The following is a 17218-nucleotide window of genomic DNA, read 5'->3' on the forward strand; positions in this document are numbered from 1 at the left end:
ACGAATTGCGATGTATTTTAGTATTGCGCTTTAACTTTTCTGGCAAATCAGAATTTCTCATACCCATTAAGCATTGATCTACATAGTTGTACAAGGTTCTAGTGCAAACTACCTGATCACGAGAAAATTCTCCTAAAGCTAAGCAGCGATTGGCACATACATCAAGAGACCAGCCATCTTCGCAGAAATGCTTATTAACGTATTTGATAAAGTCAGATTTCTTTAAGAAATCTGATTTACGACCGCAATTCTTACGATGTATTTGGTAAGCTTTATCACCTTGTTGTGCCTTATAGCGTTTTTGCTTACCATGATAAAGCAAAACAGTACCACGTTTAACCTCATAACTGATAGTAGAAGGAGAGCAATCAAGCTCACGAGCAATAGCCCTAAGAGAGAAACCGTCTTTAATACGGGTTTGAATAACAACCCGTTGCTCAAATTAAATGCTTTCTCTTTTGGTGCTTAGGCATGATAGAATGTAAAGAGTCCATTTGTGACCTCCAATAGATGTTTTGTGATTATTAACATTCTATCAAACAGGTCCAAATGGACTTTTTATTTTTCTAAAGTGTTCAATTTGATTTTACAATCAGCGACATAATTTTAATTTAATTATGTCCATTTTTATATAAGGAGGTGAACTGGGTGAATAAAACTAAAAAAATTTATTCGATCAAGACGAATTTCTGCCATTCTTCCTTGGATAGGAATGTTGGGTATGTTGTATTTGGTCTTTTCGCTGATTATGCATGGATTATTAGCATTATATTAAATTTGGGATTTATAGCAAATTTTATTACATAATTGATGAGTATAATTGGTTGATCGAAAGAATATCATTTGATTCTCAAAGGCTGATAGCAAATAAAAGAATGGGTATTAATCGTTTAGTTATGATAGTAAGTATAGTGATAGCTGTACTTAATACAATTATTTTAATATTGTTAAAGAGACAAGATTTTATTAGTTTTTGTGTTGGGCTCTGCTTTATTAGTGAAATTTACTTCGTAAGTCGTTTAATTGAAAACTTTCAAGTAATATTGCATATTGCATTTGATAGTTGGAAGAAATTTTATATTTTGGTTGTAATAGGTACTGCAGTTTCATCCAGTGTATATCTACTTTTATTGTGTTTTAGTATAATAGCTTATTTTATATATTTGCAATTATTGGCATCATGTACGTGATAACATATTATATTTTAATAGAAATTCATGATAGGGTCGAAAATGATCTAGGTGGGCATAAATACTTTATAGATTTACCTGACAATCGATTTGGAAAAAGGTTTTAGTTCGTGAGATTTACAATTTTACGAACTAAAAAAGATATTAATCATAATACGCGTGGTGCTAGTTAAATCGTTTTAGTTAATAAAAAAGTCCAATCGGACTAGACTCAAGTTGTAGTATCAAAAATAAAAGAGTCTGATCTGATTGAACTGCCTTAAGCTTAAGCGTTTTAGCCACCATTTACAAGTTAGTTTTAAAGATTTAGTGATAATTTGTCGGCACTGGTATCGTTTGTATGCACCGGCTGAGTTTACTCATCGGCGAAATATTGATCAAATTAAAACTACGGACAGTCTGATTTTGGCTTTACTTATCTGGCAAGCTAAGACAGGAATTGAATCACAAAGAAGATTCTGTGAATGTTTCAATTGTTTATCACACTCACGTTTTAATCGGCGTTCACGTCAGCTATTGCAATTGATTTATCAGATACGGCAAGAAATGAATAAAAAGGTTGACCTGAATGGACAGTTCTTGATCATTGACAGCTTTCCGGTACCTGTTTGCCAACCAATTCGCAACTATCGTGCTAAAATTTTTCGCGGTTATGCCAACATTGGTTATAAGGACACCAAGAAAATTTACTTCTATGGTTTCAAAGTTCATGCCATTGTTAGCGATGACGGTTACATTCTTGATTATGTCGTAACAAAGGCATCAGTTCATGATGCCAGGGAGACAGTTGAACTGATGGAAAATACCCATCCATCTAATTACTATCTTCTTGGCGACGAAGGCTATTTAGGCAAAGAACTGCATCAACAGCTAAAACAAATGGGTTACGAACTTTGGACACCATATCGTAAAAATATGACAGGAGCTAAAAAGCACAATGATCATCAATTGATGGCTATTCGCAGAACAATTGAAAGCGACTTTTCGCTTCTGACCTATTACAATGCCGAGAACAATCGAGCACGTAGTCTGATAGGCTTTCAAAGCCGGTTGGAAATTGCAATTTTAGCTTATAATTTGGCTTATTGTCTAGAACGATTTAACTAGCACCACGCGTTTCAATATAGAAAATACGCGATTTTACAGCGATGGTAACAGGGGCTTTTTTATGACAAAAGATAGAGAAGGAATGATTTTGACGGCGACTCATGATGGTTATGGTCTTACTAAGGAAAATCGTTCTTAGAATGAAACGGGTGGTACCGGTCCAATCTTCATCTTAGTTGACCCGTACGAACATAAAAAGGGTGATCCTTTAATTAACGACAAGCCAACGTTTGAGATACCAAAACCAGAAAAGAAGCCTGACGACAAACCAAAGACACCAGACAAGCCAAAGGTACCAGATAAGATAACTGTTCCTGATATCCCTGACATTCCTGAACCAAATCCGGCTGTTGTAACTACAGATGAGCCTAAAGAACCAAAGGGCGAAAATGTAGATGAAACTTTAACCACTGGTGTGAAAGGCCAAGATGTAACCAAGACTAAGCAGAATAATCCAGTCAAACCAATGGCTCAAGACATAAAGCAGCCTAAGCAGCCAGTCGTTCAAAAAGTTTCCCTAAACAATCCAAAAGCCACTTTGCCTCAAACAGGTGAACGTAGCTCAATTTTGTTGAGCGTGGCTCGGCGGATTAGTTGCATTAACTGGTTTGCTTTATCTTGATAAGGACAGAAAGAATAAGAAAGCTTAATAAACAAAAAGACGAGAAATACTAAAAGAAATCTCGTCTTTTTTGATGCTCTTAAAATTTTTATTACTTAACGTTCAAAATATCTTCCTTAGCATGAATCAAACGCGTGATGAAAGCACAGTATGGAGTGGCAACACTATGCTTCAAGCCCTTGCGCCAAACGGCACCGTCAATATAGTCGATCTCAGTTGGACGATTGTTTTGAACCAAATCCTGATGCATTGAAGGATAGTGTGGCGTATCAAACAAACTTTCAACGTGTTCAATAACTTCCTTGCGATCCAAGTTGACGCCCTCGTATTGAGCAACATCCGCAAATTCTTGTACGATATTTCTAGTCAACTCGTCAGCTTCCTTAGTGTGACCAAATTGCTTGCAGTCAGCATCAAGCAAAGCACAAAGAGCATTAACCACGCCGTTAACACAAGCTTTACGCCAGATAGAATACATGACGTTTTCACTGTAACTAGCATTCAAACCAGCATCAGTCAAAATCTTAACGATCTTTTGCGTCTCGTCTTTACCTTTTGGATCAAGGCATTGGATTTCGACGTTACCATTGTCATTGGCGAAAGTAATGTGGCCAGGAGCCGTCATCATTGATGCCCACATCGTGACACCCCATAATGATGTGATCGCGAGTGACAAATCTCTCTAGCACATCTTCGTGACCTAAGCCATTAAGCAGCAGAGCACATAAGTATCTTTGCTAATGATTGGCTTCAGACTGTTTAACATATTTTCTAACTGCATTGACTTGGTAAAGACGATTAACAGATCAACGCTTTCATGTTGCTCATCGATTTCTTCAGGACTGTAAATTGGCATCTTTTCCGCAATTTCTTCGTCCTTAACTCTAGCGACCACGCCATTTTCACGGATGGCGGCAATGTTTCTGTCCCAAGTATCGATTAAAGTAACGTCATTTCCAGCCTTCTTTAAATGCCAGCCGAATTTTGAACCCATTGCGCCAGCACCGGCAATTGCAATTCTCATATTTTAAGCCTCCTGTATAATTAGTAATCGTTTTCAGCATAAGATAAAATAGATAAATTAGCAATTGAAAAGAATGCTATAAATAAGTTATTATTAAAGCGTATAAACGGTATCATATTTTTGTAGGCTTATTATGGTTATTATTAATAATGATTTTCATGATGTTTTAACTGGAAGACATTCTGTACGTAGATTTGATCCTTCAGTAAAAATTAGTCGTGAAGAAATGACCAAAATGCTTAAAGAAACCATCACGGCACCATCTGCATGCAACTTACAGGCTTGGAGATTTGTGGTTGTTGATACAGGTAAAGGAAGAGAAAAACTGCATAAATATCTTATGAAGTTTAACTTCCCACAGATCGATAAAAGTTCGGCAATTGTTCTATTCTTTGGCAATACCTTAGCTTTTAAAAAGTATAGTAAATTATGGCATAGCATGTATGAAGCCAAAAGGTAACTAAAGAAGCTATGAATGCTGCTTTAAATACTTTCATGCCTTTATATGAAAAAGCACCAAAGGAAATGTTAGTTGCTGATTCAATGGTTGATACTTCACTTGCTGCAATGCAGTTTTATGTTGAATAGCTCGTGAGCATGGCTATGATACTAATGCAATGGCCGGTTATGATTCACTCAAGCTGCAGCCACAATGGGACTTGACCCTAAGCAGTATGTTCCGGTGATGGCAATTGCGGTTGGTAAGCATGATCCCAAGGCTGAACCTGAGATTGCTACGACTAGATATCAAATTTCAGATTTAGTTGATTTTGAATAATTGCTTATATAGAAACTTTTTTTATGATGAAAGGACTAATAGTAGGAGGGACTTGTTATGAGAAAGAGATATTTGTTCCTAATGTCATTGTGCATTCGTTAGTATTTTCTTTGTAGGGATGCAAAGTCAAAATGTTTATGCAGCTAGTCAATATGGCATTGCTCGTAAATATACAACACCTAAGGCAACTCGGGGAACTTGGTACTATCGTGAAACTGACAAGTTCAGCAGTGATAAAAAGACCATTCATACTTTGAAAATTACTGCTCACACTGCTAATAAAGATAAGTTGTATGTACCTTCACAAAAATTCTTTAAGAAGAATGTATATAATGTTTCTTCAAAGAAGCGTAATGCTTTTATCAAGAAGGTTATGAAGAAGAATATTTATGCAGCTTATAACTTTAAGAAGGGCTTTAACGTTAATAATTGGGTTAACTTGGCTGGTGATGGTGTTTATTACATCCCTGTAACCAGAACTGTTAAAGGTAAAAAGGTGAAGGCTTTGAAGATTGCTACTGGTGCAGATCAACATGCCAGCGCTTATGCATTCAAGACCAAGGCTTTAGCTAAGGCTGCTAAGTAATAGAAATCTTATTTTAATGAATATTTTAAAAAGACATAGTTAGAGTAAATCTGACTATGCCTTTTTGAATGCTTGATAAGTGGTAAAATATCGTTGAATTGGAAAGTTGAGGATGAAATGAAAAAGATTGGGAAAATATCAGTAATTGTGTTAGCAGGTTTAGCTTTAGCCGGCTGCAGTCAAAAGCCGAAGCAAAAAATGCATCATCTAAAGGCAGTGCAACTATCAAAGTAACTAAGAACAAGAAACAGCCCACAAAGATGGGACATTTGTCTGATCAAGATCTAAGTCCACAAAAAACAGTAGCGGTTATAGTGGCATATGCTGGTGATCGTTATTCTGGTAGTTGGACCAAGGCTTTGCTTGATGGTAAGCAAAACGGTATTGAAGTCGATTTAAAGAATCAGTCAAATTATTCATATATGAATGAGGGTAGCGGCGTAGCTTATATGGTATCGGCAGATGCTGGATATACTCTTAAGCAAGTGAATGGAGAGAATATTTATTATCTCTTTTCAAATGGTAAAAAATTAGGATCTGTGACCATGAAGCAAATGGTTGATTATTTGAATAAACGTGACTCAGATAGTTTGGTAAATAGTTTAGCTCAAAATGCCAAGGTGAACGATGAGCGTTCGGATTCAGGCGATGATTCTTCAGATTCTGCTGGTAAAAAATCAAACTTACCAGGAGACGACGGATTGTTTAATGTGCCAACTGAATTTCAAGGTACTTGGTATACTTATAATGATGATAAAATGTCTATTATTAAAATAAGTCAAAACAAAATCAACGTTGATAATTACGTACAAGAATTGCATAAAGTAAAAGCTGGTTTTCTTGATAAATATACTTATGGTGATATGTCTGCATCATATCATAAAGCAACCAAAAATTGGGGAATGGCTGGTATGGGAAGTCAACGTGTTCATGGAATAAATTATATGAATGTCCGTGGTTGGATGCAGGAAGCAGGGGATGGAGACTTCTATGGTCTACATACTGAGAACGGTCAATCTGTTTTAGTACTTGCTCAAGGAGCCGGTCCATGGGTAAGTAGCGTTGCCTGGAAGACGCCACAACTTGCTCAACAATATAAGCATAAGAAATTTAAGGATTTGTATTACCAAGATGACCAATAATATGAAAAGGATACCGTTAATCTTAATGTTGGGGCCACAAGCTTCAGGTAAATCTAGTTTCATTAAGATGAACGATTTACAAAACTATACTATCTCAGCTGATGAGATAAGAATTCGTTTAAATGGAATTAATTCAAATAATGGGCATCCCCAAATAAACTTTGTTGGTCAAACTGAGAAAATTGTTTGGCAGATTTTTAATCAAATACTACAAACACGGTTACAAAATGGCCTACCAACTATTGTCGATAATACAAATTTAGGCGGGCATGGATTTAATCCAATTAATGATATCTTGAAAAGAGTACCAGATAATTATCAAGTGTATGTGATCGATTGTTTTAAACCACTACTGGATGCCAATGATCCACTAAGTGAGGAATCATTAACTCATGCGTTAAAAATTCTCGACCAACGCAATCGTGATCGAGAATATTCAGTGAATATGGATATTATTCAACGTTTTGTTGATTATTATGCTCACTTCGAAATACCAAATAAGGTAAAAGTGATTAGCTCTGCTGATCTGCAGAAAGCACAGGATTTGATTGATCTAATTCTAAATTTTAATAGGTAAAAAATTTAACTTAAATTAAAGAGTCAGCATACTATGGAATGCTATAGTGTGCTGGCTTTTTGTTATAATAAATATAAGAAATACGTTAACAAGGAAGATAAAATGAAAACATTAACTTTACAGTATACAATTAGTCAAAAAGGTTGGACGGATTTAAGACAGAACGGCAAGATCAGCATTGATGAGCAATCATATTTACTTAATGCGATTCGTGCACAAGATCAATATTTCAAGAATATCTATCTTGAACAATATCTGTTGCAAAAGATTATTAAAGATACGTTGCCAGAAGCAAAAAAGCCAATTTTGGCTAAAAAGATACCGATCTCTTGTACACCATTTCCAGAGCATGTAACCGAAATGCCGGATGCCGGTGAAATTTTGTTGGAACTTGAAGTTCCAGAGAATGAGGTTGTAACAGTTGATTATCGTACTTGGCTTTATTTAGCTAGCGAAGTAAACAAGACAGTTGAAAAGTACAATAGCATGAAAGATATGAATACAATCTTGAAGTTGCCTGAAAAGAAATTAAAGATTGATAAGATGATGCGAGTTCAATTGCTTGATGTGTTAAATCCAGCTAAGACAATGAATTTTATCCCTGAACTCAAGTTAGATCAAGTCAAGAAGGCTTATCAGTCGGCTGATGGTCAACTTGAAGAACTTGAGGATTATTAAGCAGAAGAAGGTTAAAACTATGAAGAGGAGAGGCTATTTAATTGGTGCAGTAGCTGCTGGTGCATTGCTATTTAGTTTGAATACTAACGTTCAAGCTGCAACAGTACCAATTTCTGATAATGCAACCAGCTATGTGAGAAAAGGCAATCAATACCGTTTCTATTTCAAAGCACCAACCAGATTAACTGTTGCCACTAAGGCAAAATATAAGATCCTTAATACTTCAAATTGGGAATGCATCCCTTATAAGGGTAAAAACAAGAATACCAAAGTCTTCTATTTGCGTTCTGGTCATTACAATTTGACTACTAAATCTGGTAAAAATGTAAAGATTAAGACTAGCGCTACACGGATTACCAAGATCAGAAATAAGCTGGAGACTTTCTCTCATAAAACTTATCCGTTAGAAACGCGTTTTACCTCAGCTATCCCAATAAAAATAGGACAGACGGTTACTGGTATGACTGATATGTATCATACTGAAAAGCTGAATACGATGAATAGATATAAATTTACGCTGGATAAAGATCAAAAAGTAACGATGAATATGTCTGTTCAACCTGTGTATGAGAACAGTCGGTCTAATATTTTTAACAATAATGACATTCAAATTGTGCAGGACACAGATTATGGTTATGCGTTAAATCCATGGAAAACTAAAGGAACCTTAAAAAATGGAAAATATTCCTGGAATTTAGAGAAAGGGACTTATTATCTAGAAAAAGGTTCTGCTCGTGGTCGTTTCAGCTTTAAGTTGACTAGCGAAGATACGAATGCTCTTCCAAGTACGCCTAAGTTGACTAAGGTTAGCTCAACTGAAGATGGAATCAAGGTTGATTATACTAAAGCTGATAATGCGACTGGTTATGGAATTTATGGTTCTTCTCTAAGACGGTATAGATCAAATGATCCTTTGCTTGATGCCGCATCAATGATTGGACATAGTAATTTCACCCCTGACGGCAATTATCCTGATGTTTTAACTCAGACAATTTCAAAGAATAGACTGATTAACGGTGAAACTTACGATATTGCTGTTCGTGCGGTGAATGATGAAGAAGGTAGAAGCTTTAGCCCAGTTTCAGCAAATCAAAAGTTTACTTACTATATTCCTTTAAAGGGCAGTCATGAGAAACCAAAGACGCCAACGCTTAAGGTTAGCTATTATAATGACCATGGTTCAGATGAACCATATATCAACATTGAATGGGACGTTAACCCAGAAGCTGATAGCTATGAGATTCAGTATAGATTGAAAGGTAGCAGTAAGTGGGCAACCTTCTTTAGCAAAACTAGAAGCGGCGATATAGTAGATGATCCAACGAATGATTTTGGACAAGACTTTAAGAAGGGCCAAGTTTACGAAGTTCGCGTTCGTGCACTTCACAGTAATTTGATCAGTGACTGGTCCGAGGTTAAAACAGCACGCGTTGATGTTACGCCGAATAGGTAGAAAATAGTTAAAAATGTCTTTTAATTGGGTTATTTTGACTTAGTCAAGAGACTTTTTTATAGCATTCCAGAGAGGGATGCTTTTTATTTTTCAGTAATCGTAATTACAGTAATTATAATTATTGTAAGTACGATTACTGTAATTTAAATTACTGAAAAAGAAGATTCGAGACCGTAAAATAGTTTGTGTAAGGATGAATGATTCCTTAAATTAATTTCTTAAAACATTAGAAAAAGGAGTTCCTTTCTCGTATGATTGGTTTGAACAAAAAACACATACAGAAAGAAGAACTCCTTCATGAATGATTTTACCAAAAATATGGCACAAGCTCTATTCAATCAAGACAAAATAAACGATTTATTGCGCAAAGAACTCCAGCAAGCAGTTAATGACCTATTAGAGGCTGAACTGACTGCGTTTTTAGGCTATGATCCTTATGCCAGAGCTGGCTGGAATACAGGCAAATCACGCAATGGTGCTTACTTTCGCAAGGTTGATACGCAATTTGGCGAGATTGAAATTCAGATGCCTAGGGATCGCAACGGCATGTTTCATCAGCACACGCTCCCTGACTACAAGCAGCACTCCGATGTTTTGGAAAGCATGATTATCAAGCTATATTCCAAAGGCGTAACCACCAGAGAAATAGCCGACTTGATTGAAAAGATGTATGGCAGTCATTACAGCCCAGCTCAGGTATCTAACATCTCCAAGCAGATGATTCTAAAAGTCGAGGCCTATCATCAGCGCAAACTCAGTGACAAGTTCTTCTGCGTTTATTTGGACGCTACCTACATTCCTTTGCGTCGCATAACCTTTGATCGTGAAGCAGTTTATATTGCCATTGGCATCAAGCCTAATGGCCACAAGGAAATCATCGATTACCGCATTGCTCCCAGCGAAAACGTCGAGAATTGGACGGAAATGCTTCAAGACATGAAGTCTCGCGGTCTAGAACAGGTTGAGCTCTTTCTTTCAGATGGCGTTGTGGGCATGAAGACAGTGCTGGAGCAGACTTATCCGAAAGCTCATTTTCAACGCTGTCTAGTTCATGTCATGCGCAATATTTGCGCTAAAGTACGCGTAGATGATCGCGAAACGATCATGAATGAATTCAAGCAAATTCATCAACAGCAAAATAAAGAAGCTGCGATCAAAGTCTTGCACGCCTTCTATGACAAGTGGAACAGAGCGTACAACCATGTCATCAGAAATCTCAAAGATATTGAACCTGATCTGCTGGTCTTTTACAGCTATCCTAAGCAGATCAGAGCTTCAATTTACTCTACCAACATGATTGAATCTTTTAACAACGTCATTAAGCGCAAGGCTAAGCCTAAAGCAGAGTTTCCGACTGAACAGTCGCTTGATACTTTTATTGGCATCCAAGCAATGAGTTACAATGACCGCTACTTCAACCGAATTCACAAAGGCTTTGGTCAGGTTAAGGACACCTTAGAATCTTACTTTGACTAAATAAAGAATAAAAAATCAATCTATGAGAAAGATCTATTTACACAAAAGATTTGACAGTTTCGATCTGAAGGATAAGATTAAAGATAAAGAATAATTTGTTAGTTTTAAAGCACTTAGTTTTTAATATTAAGTGCTTTTTTCTTGATGGTCGTCAATTTCTGCTAACAACATTTCTCCTAAACTAAAACATGAAAAACAAAGGAGGAATATAAATGGTAAAAATTCAACAATTTTTTGTTAAACATCAAAAAATAATTTTGTCACTTAATACTGTGCTGATTTTGCTTGCGGAAGCAGCTAAATGGTTATTCCATATCAATGCTGCTTATCAAACACCCTAAAGTATAAAGGTAGATAGAAACATGACGATGTTTTTATCTACCTTTTTTCTTATACTTAGATTGAGGTTGAGGTCGACAACAGAATGGAATATTAAATTCGACTGTCAAACGGGCCCATAAATGTTTATTTTCAATCAAACTAGATTAAGGGTGTGGATCTCAGAGATCGTATAATCAAGAAATGGAGCTGAAAATAAATATTTGCCTCAATTGATTTAAAACGGGGTGATTAGGTGAATATTATTGGTATTGATGTTAGTCAAGGTGAAAGTCATGCCACTTTGATAACAAAAGAAGCGGAAGAAATAGCTTTTAAATTTAAGCATAATAAGAGCGGTTTCCAAATATTAAATTCTTATATTAAACCCGGTACAATAATAATATTTGAAACTACAGGTGTTTATTCGGCTCAGCTTACTACTTATTTAAAAAATAAAAAGGTCAAATTTTATGAGCTAAATCCCCTAGAAGCAAAATTAAGAATGGCTTCTTTGAGAAGAAATAAAACTGACAAGAATGATTCATTTAAATTAGCTTTATTGGGTAAAACTCAATTAGCGGAAATAAAGAATCACTGTAATAAACAATCTAATTCGTTGTATGAATCTTTACGGATTTTATCTTTGAGATATAAGCAGTTAATTAAATGTAGAACCAGAATACTTAATTTCCTTCGTTCTAGCTTAGAGCTTACTTTCCCAGAACTAAATCAGATTTTTAAAAATGCTTATGCAGTTTTAGCTCTTCAAGTATTTAGAATGTATTGTCATCCTGACTTTTTGGTAGGATTAACTCTTAAAGAAATGACCACTAGAGTTTACCAATCTGTTAGCAGGCGAATACATAAAGATGTAATTCAAAGTTATTGTGCTCAAGTTTGGTTAGCAGCTAAAGACTCTTATCCTGCTGTCCCAGCAGATTCTTTAGAAATTGAAATTATTTCAGAATACTGCGACGAAATAGAAAGTTACAATAAAGAAATAGCCTATATTCAGAGCAAATTAATTAAGACAGCTGTTGGATTAGATGATTTCAAAGTTATTTCCAGTATTCCTGGAGCAGGTCAATTAAATAGCGCTTTATTACTGGGCTTTACTGGTGATATTGCTCGCTTTGATAATTATAAACAACTCAATGCTTTCCTAGGTTTGGATTTAAACAGATATCAGTCTGGTAAATACGGTAAGGGTGATACTATTAACCGCAGAGGCAGTAGTCAGGGCAGAGCTGTTGAAACAGATATGATTCGAAGCATGTTAAGAAATCAGGGTAAAATTCAAAATCATTTAGTTGACTACTATTACAAATTAAAAAAGCCACCTTTCAATAAGCATGACAAGGTAGCTTTAATAGCGTGTGCCAATCATTTGAATCGCACTATTATAAATTTGGTCCACACACATCAACTTTATAATTATTCTAAGGCAATTCATTAATAAATGCTTAGCACGCAATAAGTGAAAAACTGCCAAAAGACTAGTCTTTTGGGGTTATGTTTAGTATACTCTTTTTTCTCTATAATAATGATTGACATTCTATAAGAAGTTCTGATGCTAGTAGTAGGAGTTATTGGTTTAATTCCAATATTGTTAACAGCTATTTCATCATTGAAAGTAAAATTAGTTTCCATTGATGTTTTGGTATCATTGGCAGTAATTGGCGCTATTATTATTGGCGAATTTAATGAAGCAGCAATTGTTACCTGGCTTTTTGCATTGGGTGATGTTCTGGAAGAACTTACTCTTAAAAAGACGCGTAAAGCTGTATCTGATTTAACTAAAATGGCGCCACGAACCGCGTTAGTCTTGCAAGATGACGGGACAACGGAAGAAGAGGATGTAGATTTTATTGATCCTGGTGAAAAGATTTTGATTAAAACCGGAGATCAAGTCCCAGTTGATGGAAAAATTGTCTCGGGTTCAGGTTATCTAAATGAAGCTAATGTTAATGGTGAGTCGAAACCAGCCGATAAAAAACAAGGTGATCAAGTCTATGCCGGTACAATTCTAGAAGATGGCACCTTGACAGTAGAGACTACAGCAGCCGGAGATGATACTACCTTTGGCAAGATTATCGAAATGGTAGAGGAAGCTCAGGATTCCAAATCTCATACTGAGAAGTTGATCAATCGTTTTTCTAAATACTACACTCCTGCGGTATTAGTGATTGCGATTATTGTAGGCTTAATTACAAGAGACTTCAAATTGGCAATTACAGTAATGGTTCTAGGTTGTCCAGGTGCTTTGGTTATTGGAGTTCCCGTTTCAACTGTTGCCGGTATTGGTAACGGAGCTAAAAATGGCGTGATGTTTAAGGGCTCTCAAGTAATGGATGCAGCTCGTAAAATCGATGAAATCGCCTTTGATAAAACTGGTACTTTAACAGTTGGTCACCCAGAGGTAAATAAAATTGAAGTTCTGAGTGGTAATAAGGACGAAGTTGTTAACCTGGCTGCTAACATTGAGTCTCAAAGCAATCACCCGTTAGCTAAAGCAATGGCTAAGCTTAGTGGGCAAAAGATTGATCAAATCGAGACTAAGACAGTTAAGGGCAAAGGTATGATAGCTGACTTAGATCGAGAACGGTATTATTTAGGTAATTTAGCTTTAATTGAATAAAATACTTTTGCTAATCCCAAATTAACTCAAGTAGTTAATAAACTAAGTAACTTAGGAAACTCTGTTGTAGTCTTGGCTAATAGTGATCAAAGTAAATTGGCTATTTTTGGCATTAAAGATCGTCTTCGCTCAGAAGCAGAAATCGCATTGATGCAATTAAAGCAACTAGGCATCAAGAAGTTAGTTATGCTTTCAGGTGATAATCAAGAAACAGCTCAACAAATTGCGGCTGATTTGCCAATTGATGAAGTTCATGGACAAATGCTTCCAGCTGATAAGGCACAATTTGTTAAGCAGGAACAAGAAAATGGTCATCACGTTGCCTTTATCGGTGATGGGGTTAATGACAGTCCTGCATTGGCTAATGCCGATGTGGCTATTGCAATCGGTAGCGGTACAGATGTTGCAGTCGATGTTTCAGATATTGTCTTAGTCAAAAATGACTTGCGTAAAATTGCCTATGCTTTATCAATTTCTAAGCGGACCGTTTTAAATATGAATGAAAATATTGTAATTGCATTGTTAACCGTGTTGTTACTATTCATTGGGTTATTTGCAGGTTATGTCGAAATGGCTAGCGGTATGTTTATTCATGAATTTAGCATCTTAGTCGTAATTTTAAATGGTATGCGCTTAATTAGAAATCGTCGAAAAGTTGATAACCATCAATTTCCTGATAAAGAAAAAGATTTAGCATTAAACATGTAAGGAATAAGAAAGGAAGATTTTTATGCAAAAAGTAATGATGAAGTTAGGTGGGATGACTTGCCCATCTTGTTTAACCAAGATTGAAAAAGCTGTTGAAGATGTCGATGGTACAGATCAAATTAAGGTATTATTTAATGCCGGTAAGTTAAAGTTCATGATGAATGCTGATAAGGCTGATGTTGATGATGTTAAAACAGCAATCGAAAAGATGGGCTATGAAGTTAAGGGTGTAAAGGCAAAGGAGTTAAACTAATGAAGGCTGAAGAAGCATATAAGGCAGAGTTAAAGCGAAGTGACATTGATCATCATAAGCCTACAGCTGGTGCAATGGTTGGTCACATTATTGCCAATTTACTGATTCACACTTTAAAAATTAATCAAGCTAAGTTCTTCGCTAAGGGTCAAGCTAGTTTGTTTTTAGAGCAGCATGCTGATGAGTGGATCAGATATGAACAGAATGAGTTTAACAGGCTAAATCAGATTTTAGTTAATAATGGCGAAAGCATACCTACTATTACTGATCAATTTAAAGAATATACTATGCTTGAGGAAGACGGAGCAAGCAAGTACAAAGATGGCCAAGACCAACTTTTTGCTTTAGTAAAAGACTTTGATACACAAATCTTATTTATTACTAAGGCAATTGCTTTAGCTCAAAAAGAAGCTTGGCCAGAATTGAGTGCCAATTTAATTGAACTTCTAACATGGATTAAGGAACAAATTCGTCAATCACAAAACTTCTTGGGCCATGAATTACGTGAAGGATTATATACTGAAGAAGATGATGATGACGATGATTTTTAAGTAAAGGAAGTTTTTTGAATGGCAGAGTTGTGTGTACACTTAGTTCCATTATTTAATGCATTACCGACAAATGATCAAATGCAAATAGAAGAGCTAGTTCACCATCAGAATTATCAAAAAAGTGAATTAGTAATGGATCCTACATCAAGTAATAATTTAGTAATTGTTGCTCATGGTGGTGCTCGCCTTTATACTTTAGACGAAAATGGTCGCGAGAATGTTACCCAGATTTTAAAAACGGGTGATTATGCTGGTGAAAACTGGTTATTTGGTGAAGCAAATATCAATACTTATGTTGAAGCTACAGAAAATAGTGAGATTTGTTTGCTTAATCGAAATGAATTTTTAGCGCTAATGAAAAAGAAACCAGAATTAAGTATTCAACTCTTAGAGCAAAATATTATTAAAGTACGTGCTATGCATAGGCAAATTCAATTACTTAGTTTGCCTAAGGTGGAAGATAGACTATTGAGTTATTTGCAGACTTATGCAAAACAAGTGAATAAGAACTCATTTACTTTGCCACTAAAAATGAAAGATTTAGCCTTGTATTTAGGTACTACTCCCGAAACTTTATCGCGTAAATTCGTACTCTTAGAAAAGCAAGGAACCTTAAAACGAAAACTACGTCACATTGATTTATTCTAATTATTATTAAAGATCTACGAGCCAATGGTTCGTGGATTTTTTCATTAAGAATTATCGCATGGTAGTTTTTAAATTAGCGAAAAAACAACCCCTTTGATAAAATTTTATTTAAATGAAGGGACACTATGTCACCAATTTATATTCGTCAAGCTACCAAAAATGACCTTGAACAAATTATGCCGATCATTGATGAGGCTAAGAAATTTCTAAAGGAAGAGGGGAACCCGCAATGGCAAAGTGGTTATCCCGATGTTGAAACAATTACTGCAGATATTGATGACGGTGTAGCCTGGGTCTTAATCGTTGATCAAAAAATCGCTGGCTACACTGCAATTACTGATGGACCTGATCCAAATTACAAAAAGATTGATGGCAAATGGGAGAATGATCTAGATCCTTATGTAGCCATTCACCGTGTAGCGATTTCTGATGAGTATCGCGGGATGCATATTTATGACGATTCAGTGAATATCTTAACCAACTTTTCAGTTTTCCCAGCACAAATTGAAAAGTTGGCTGATTTTGCGGCTGTCTCACCAGCACAACCTAAGAATACAATTGTTCCTAATGTTGATTTGAATATGTTTTGAATATGTATAGTAGAGGTCTAGGGACACGTCATTTACTTGGCGGAATGGATTCTAGCTTACGCTTTGTTAAGGTAGCGTTTACTTTGGCACATGCACCTAAGAGTGATGACGAAACTGAAAGTGTAACGAATTTCTTCAATATCTTGCATTCAGTCGAACAAGCAAAGAGATTGGACGAAATTGAACCTGGTAAATTTGAATATACAATGTATTCAGACTGTATGAATTTAGATAAAGGAATTCTGTACTTTACTACTTATGATAACAATCAAATTGACGCGGTTGACATGAATAGCTAAGTGTATAATTTTTTGCGGTAAGTTGAATAAATAATTAAAAAAGCTCAAGTCCTTTGAATTTGGACTTGAGCTAAAACAAAAGGACCAGTAGTCTGATGTTAAGAACAAAAAACACATTAGAAGCTGGTCTTTATGGAATCTATTATAACTGATATCGTAAAAATTATTAAGTTTGAAAATAATGTTATTGCTCGTGAAAAGGAATTAATGTGCTACTTCTTTGATTTGATTAGAGAATTAATGAAATTAGCACTAGAAGAGGTTGATGCCGGCTTAGTTGAAAAAACTAAAAATTGGGGAAGAGCTAGCTTTTGGAAGGCACATGGCATTAAATATTTGAATGTCATGGGATGGATGCAAGGCGCTGGTGATGGTACTTTCTACGGCCCTCATACTGAAAATGGTCAACCTGTATTAGTGATTGGTGAAGGTGCTGGTCTTTGGACTAACTGCGTTGCTTGGAAGAATCCGCAACTTGCACAGCAATATAAGCATAAGAATTTTAACGATTTGTATTATCAGGATGATGAATAGATAGTTATTTATAAAATGAAGCATTCCAGAAAGGGCTGCTTTT

Annotated in this window: 16 protein-coding genes and 5 pseudogenes; 18 read left to right on the forward strand and 3 right to left on the reverse strand. The window is 35.8% G+C overall.

Translation table 11 applies throughout. The features are described from left to right. Positions 1 to 7: 7 nt before the first annotated feature. A pseudogene (locus LA20531_RS00010) lies at positions 8 to 494 on the reverse strand (transposase); the annotation flags it as partial. 945 nt (positions 495 to 1439) lie between these two features. Between LA20531_RS00010 and LA20531_RS00020 the strand changes: the two are divergent. Further along, positions 1440 to 2297, forward strand: a complete 858-nt coding sequence (locus LA20531_RS00020) for an IS982 family transposase (RefSeq protein WP_099202186.1) — start codon at positions 1440 to 1442, stop codon at positions 2295 to 2297. A gap of 135 nt (positions 2298 to 2432) precedes the next feature. Here the strand turns inward: LA20531_RS00020 and LA20531_RS11110 are convergent, their stop codons facing one another. Beyond that, the gene (locus LA20531_RS11110) at positions 2433 to 2708 is read right to left on the reverse strand and encodes a hypothetical protein (protein WP_157771642.1); all 276 of its coding nucleotides are present in this window, start codon (positions 2706 to 2708) and stop codon (positions 2433 to 2435) included. A gap of 4 nt (positions 2709 to 2712) precedes the next feature. On the opposite strand from LA20531_RS11110, the gene LA20531_RS00025 reads away from it, so the two are divergent. Further along, entirely contained in the window at positions 2713 to 2919 is a 207-nt protein-coding gene (locus LA20531_RS00025; protein ID WP_099202188.1) for a hypothetical protein, read from the forward strand. 91 nt (positions 2920 to 3010) lie between these two features. Here LA20531_RS00025 and LA20531_RS00030 read toward each other — a convergent pair. Further along, positions 3011 to 3943 (reverse strand): annotated as a pseudogene (locus LA20531_RS00030) (2-dehydropantoate 2-reductase). Between the two features lie 133 nt (positions 3944 to 4076). On the opposite strand from LA20531_RS00030, the pseudogene LA20531_RS00035 reads away from it, so the two are divergent. The 16 genes and pseudogenes from LA20531_RS00035 to LA20531_RS11315 form a co-directional block, all read left to right on the forward strand. Further along, positions 4077 to 4721: pseudogene (locus LA20531_RS00035) on the forward strand (nitroreductase family protein). A gap of 118 nt (positions 4722 to 4839) precedes the next feature. Continuing rightward, complete coding sequence (locus LA20531_RS00040) at positions 4840 to 5307, forward strand: hypothetical protein (protein WP_211138015.1); 468 nt, start codon at positions 4840 to 4842, stop codon at positions 5305 to 5307. Positions 5308 to 5576: 269 nt separating this feature from the next. Beyond that, on the forward strand, positions 5577 to 6449 hold the full coding sequence (locus tag LA20531_RS00045) for a hypothetical protein (protein WP_236943764.1): 873 nt from the start codon (positions 5577 to 5579) through the stop codon (positions 6447 to 6449). Positions 6450 to 6474: 25 nt separating this feature from the next. Then, on the forward strand, positions 6475 to 7026 hold the full coding sequence (locus tag LA20531_RS00050) for an AAA family ATPase (RefSeq protein ID WP_260191479.1): 552 nt from the start codon (positions 6475 to 6477) through the stop codon (positions 7024 to 7026). A gap of 102 nt (positions 7027 to 7128) precedes the next feature. Beyond that, positions 7129 to 7704, forward strand: coding sequence for a hypothetical protein (locus LA20531_RS00055; RefSeq protein WP_236704194.1), 576 nt, complete (start codon positions 7129 to 7131; stop codon positions 7702 to 7704). Positions 7705 to 7723: 19 nt separating this feature from the next. Beyond that, positions 7724 to 9157 (forward strand): fibronectin type III domain-containing protein, encoded by a 1434-nt coding sequence (locus LA20531_RS00060; RefSeq protein ID WP_236702979.1) that lies wholly within the window; start codon positions 7724 to 7726, stop codon positions 9155 to 9157. A gap of 297 nt (positions 9158 to 9454) precedes the next feature. Continuing rightward, positions 9455 to 10633, forward strand: coding sequence for an IS256 family transposase (locus LA20531_RS00065; RefSeq protein ID WP_056940641.1), 1179 nt, complete (start codon positions 9455 to 9457; stop codon positions 10631 to 10633). Positions 10634 to 10845: 212 nt separating this feature from the next. Further along, positions 10846 to 10974 (forward strand): hypothetical protein, encoded by a 129-nt coding sequence (locus LA20531_RS11800; protein ID WP_257790260.1) that lies wholly within the window; start codon positions 10846 to 10848, stop codon positions 10972 to 10974. Between the two features lie 233 nt (positions 10975 to 11207). Then, positions 11208 to 12410, forward strand: a complete 1203-nt coding sequence (locus tag LA20531_RS00070; protein ID WP_099202190.1) for an IS110 family transposase — start codon at positions 11208 to 11210, stop codon at positions 12408 to 12410. Positions 12411 to 12515: 105 nt separating this feature from the next. After that, a pseudogene (locus tag LA20531_RS00075) lies at positions 12516 to 14300 on the forward strand (heavy metal translocating P-type ATPase); the annotation flags it as partial. Positions 14301 to 14322: 22 nt separating this feature from the next. Continuing rightward, positions 14323 to 14553 (forward strand): heavy-metal-associated domain-containing protein, encoded by a 231-nt coding sequence (locus LA20531_RS00080; protein ID WP_056940655.1) that lies wholly within the window; start codon positions 14323 to 14325, stop codon positions 14551 to 14553. Then, entirely contained in the window at positions 14553 to 15104 is a 552-nt protein-coding gene (locus LA20531_RS00085) for a hypothetical protein (protein ID WP_056940654.1), read from the forward strand. Before LA20531_RS00080 ends, LA20531_RS00085 begins: the two co-directional genes overlap by 1 nt. 18 nt (positions 15105 to 15122) lie before the next feature. Further along, positions 15123 to 15752 carry a Crp/Fnr family transcriptional regulator gene (locus LA20531_RS00090; RefSeq protein WP_025006172.1) on the forward strand — a complete coding sequence of 210 codons (630 nt, stop codon included), beginning with the start codon at positions 15123 to 15125 and terminating at the stop codon, positions 15750 to 15752. 125 nt (positions 15753 to 15877) lie between these two features. Beyond that, complete coding sequence (locus LA20531_RS11400; protein WP_236704196.1) at positions 15878 to 16342, forward strand: linear amide C-N hydrolase; 465 nt, start codon at positions 15878 to 15880, stop codon at positions 16340 to 16342. Positions 16343 to 16344: 2 nt separating this feature from the next. After that, positions 16345 to 16641, forward strand: a complete 297-nt coding sequence (locus LA20531_RS11405; RefSeq protein ID WP_236943757.1) for a linear amide C-N hydrolase — start codon at positions 16345 to 16347, stop codon at positions 16639 to 16641. A gap of 132 nt (positions 16642 to 16773) precedes the next feature. After that, positions 16774 to 16941, forward strand: a pseudogene (locus LA20531_RS11315) (ISLre2 family transposase); the annotation flags it as partial. Positions 16942 to 17218: the final 277 nt, after the last annotated feature.

The sequence above is a fragment of the Lactobacillus amylovorus DSM 20531 genome, assembly GCF_002706375.1.
GTDB classification, from domain to species: Bacteria; Bacillota; Bacilli; order Lactobacillales; family Lactobacillaceae; genus Lactobacillus; species Lactobacillus amylovorus.

Coding starts and splice junctions, on each gene's coding strand:
- LA20531_RS00040 (WP_211138015.1), top strand. CDS start 4,840: ATGCAAAGTCAAAATGTTTATGCAGCTAGTCAATATGGCATTGCTCGT.
- LA20531_RS00050 (WP_260191479.1), top strand. CDS start 6,475: ATGTTGGGGCCACAAGCTTCAGGTAAATCTAGTTTCATTAAGATGAAC.
- LA20531_RS00055 (WP_236704194.1), top strand. CDS start 7,129: ATGAAAACATTAACTTTACAGTATACAATTAGTCAAAAAGGTTGGACG.
- LA20531_RS00060 (WP_236702979.1), top strand. CDS start 7,724: ATGAAGAGGAGAGGCTATTTAATTGGTGCAGTAGCTGCTGGTGCATTG.
- LA20531_RS00065 (WP_056940641.1), top strand. CDS start 9,455: ATGAATGATTTTACCAAAAATATGGCACAAGCTCTATTCAATCAAGAC.
- LA20531_RS11800 (WP_257790260.1), top strand. CDS start 10,846: ATGGTAAAAATTCAACAATTTTTTGTTAAACATCAAAAAATAATTTTG.
- LA20531_RS00080 (WP_056940655.1), top strand. CDS start 14,323: ATGCAAAAAGTAATGATGAAGTTAGGTGGGATGACTTGCCCATCTTGT.
- LA20531_RS00085 (WP_056940654.1), top strand. CDS start 14,553: ATGAAGGCTGAAGAAGCATATAAGGCAGAGTTAAAGCGAAGTGACATT.
- LA20531_RS00090 (WP_025006172.1), top strand. CDS start 15,123: ATGGCAGAGTTGTGTGTACACTTAGTTCCATTATTTAATGCATTACCG.
- LA20531_RS11400 (WP_236704196.1), top strand. CDS start 15,878: ATGTCACCAATTTATATTCGTCAAGCTACCAAAAATGACCTTGAACAA.
- LA20531_RS11405 (WP_236943757.1), top strand. CDS start 16,345: ATGTATAGTAGAGGTCTAGGGACACGTCATTTACTTGGCGGAATGGAT.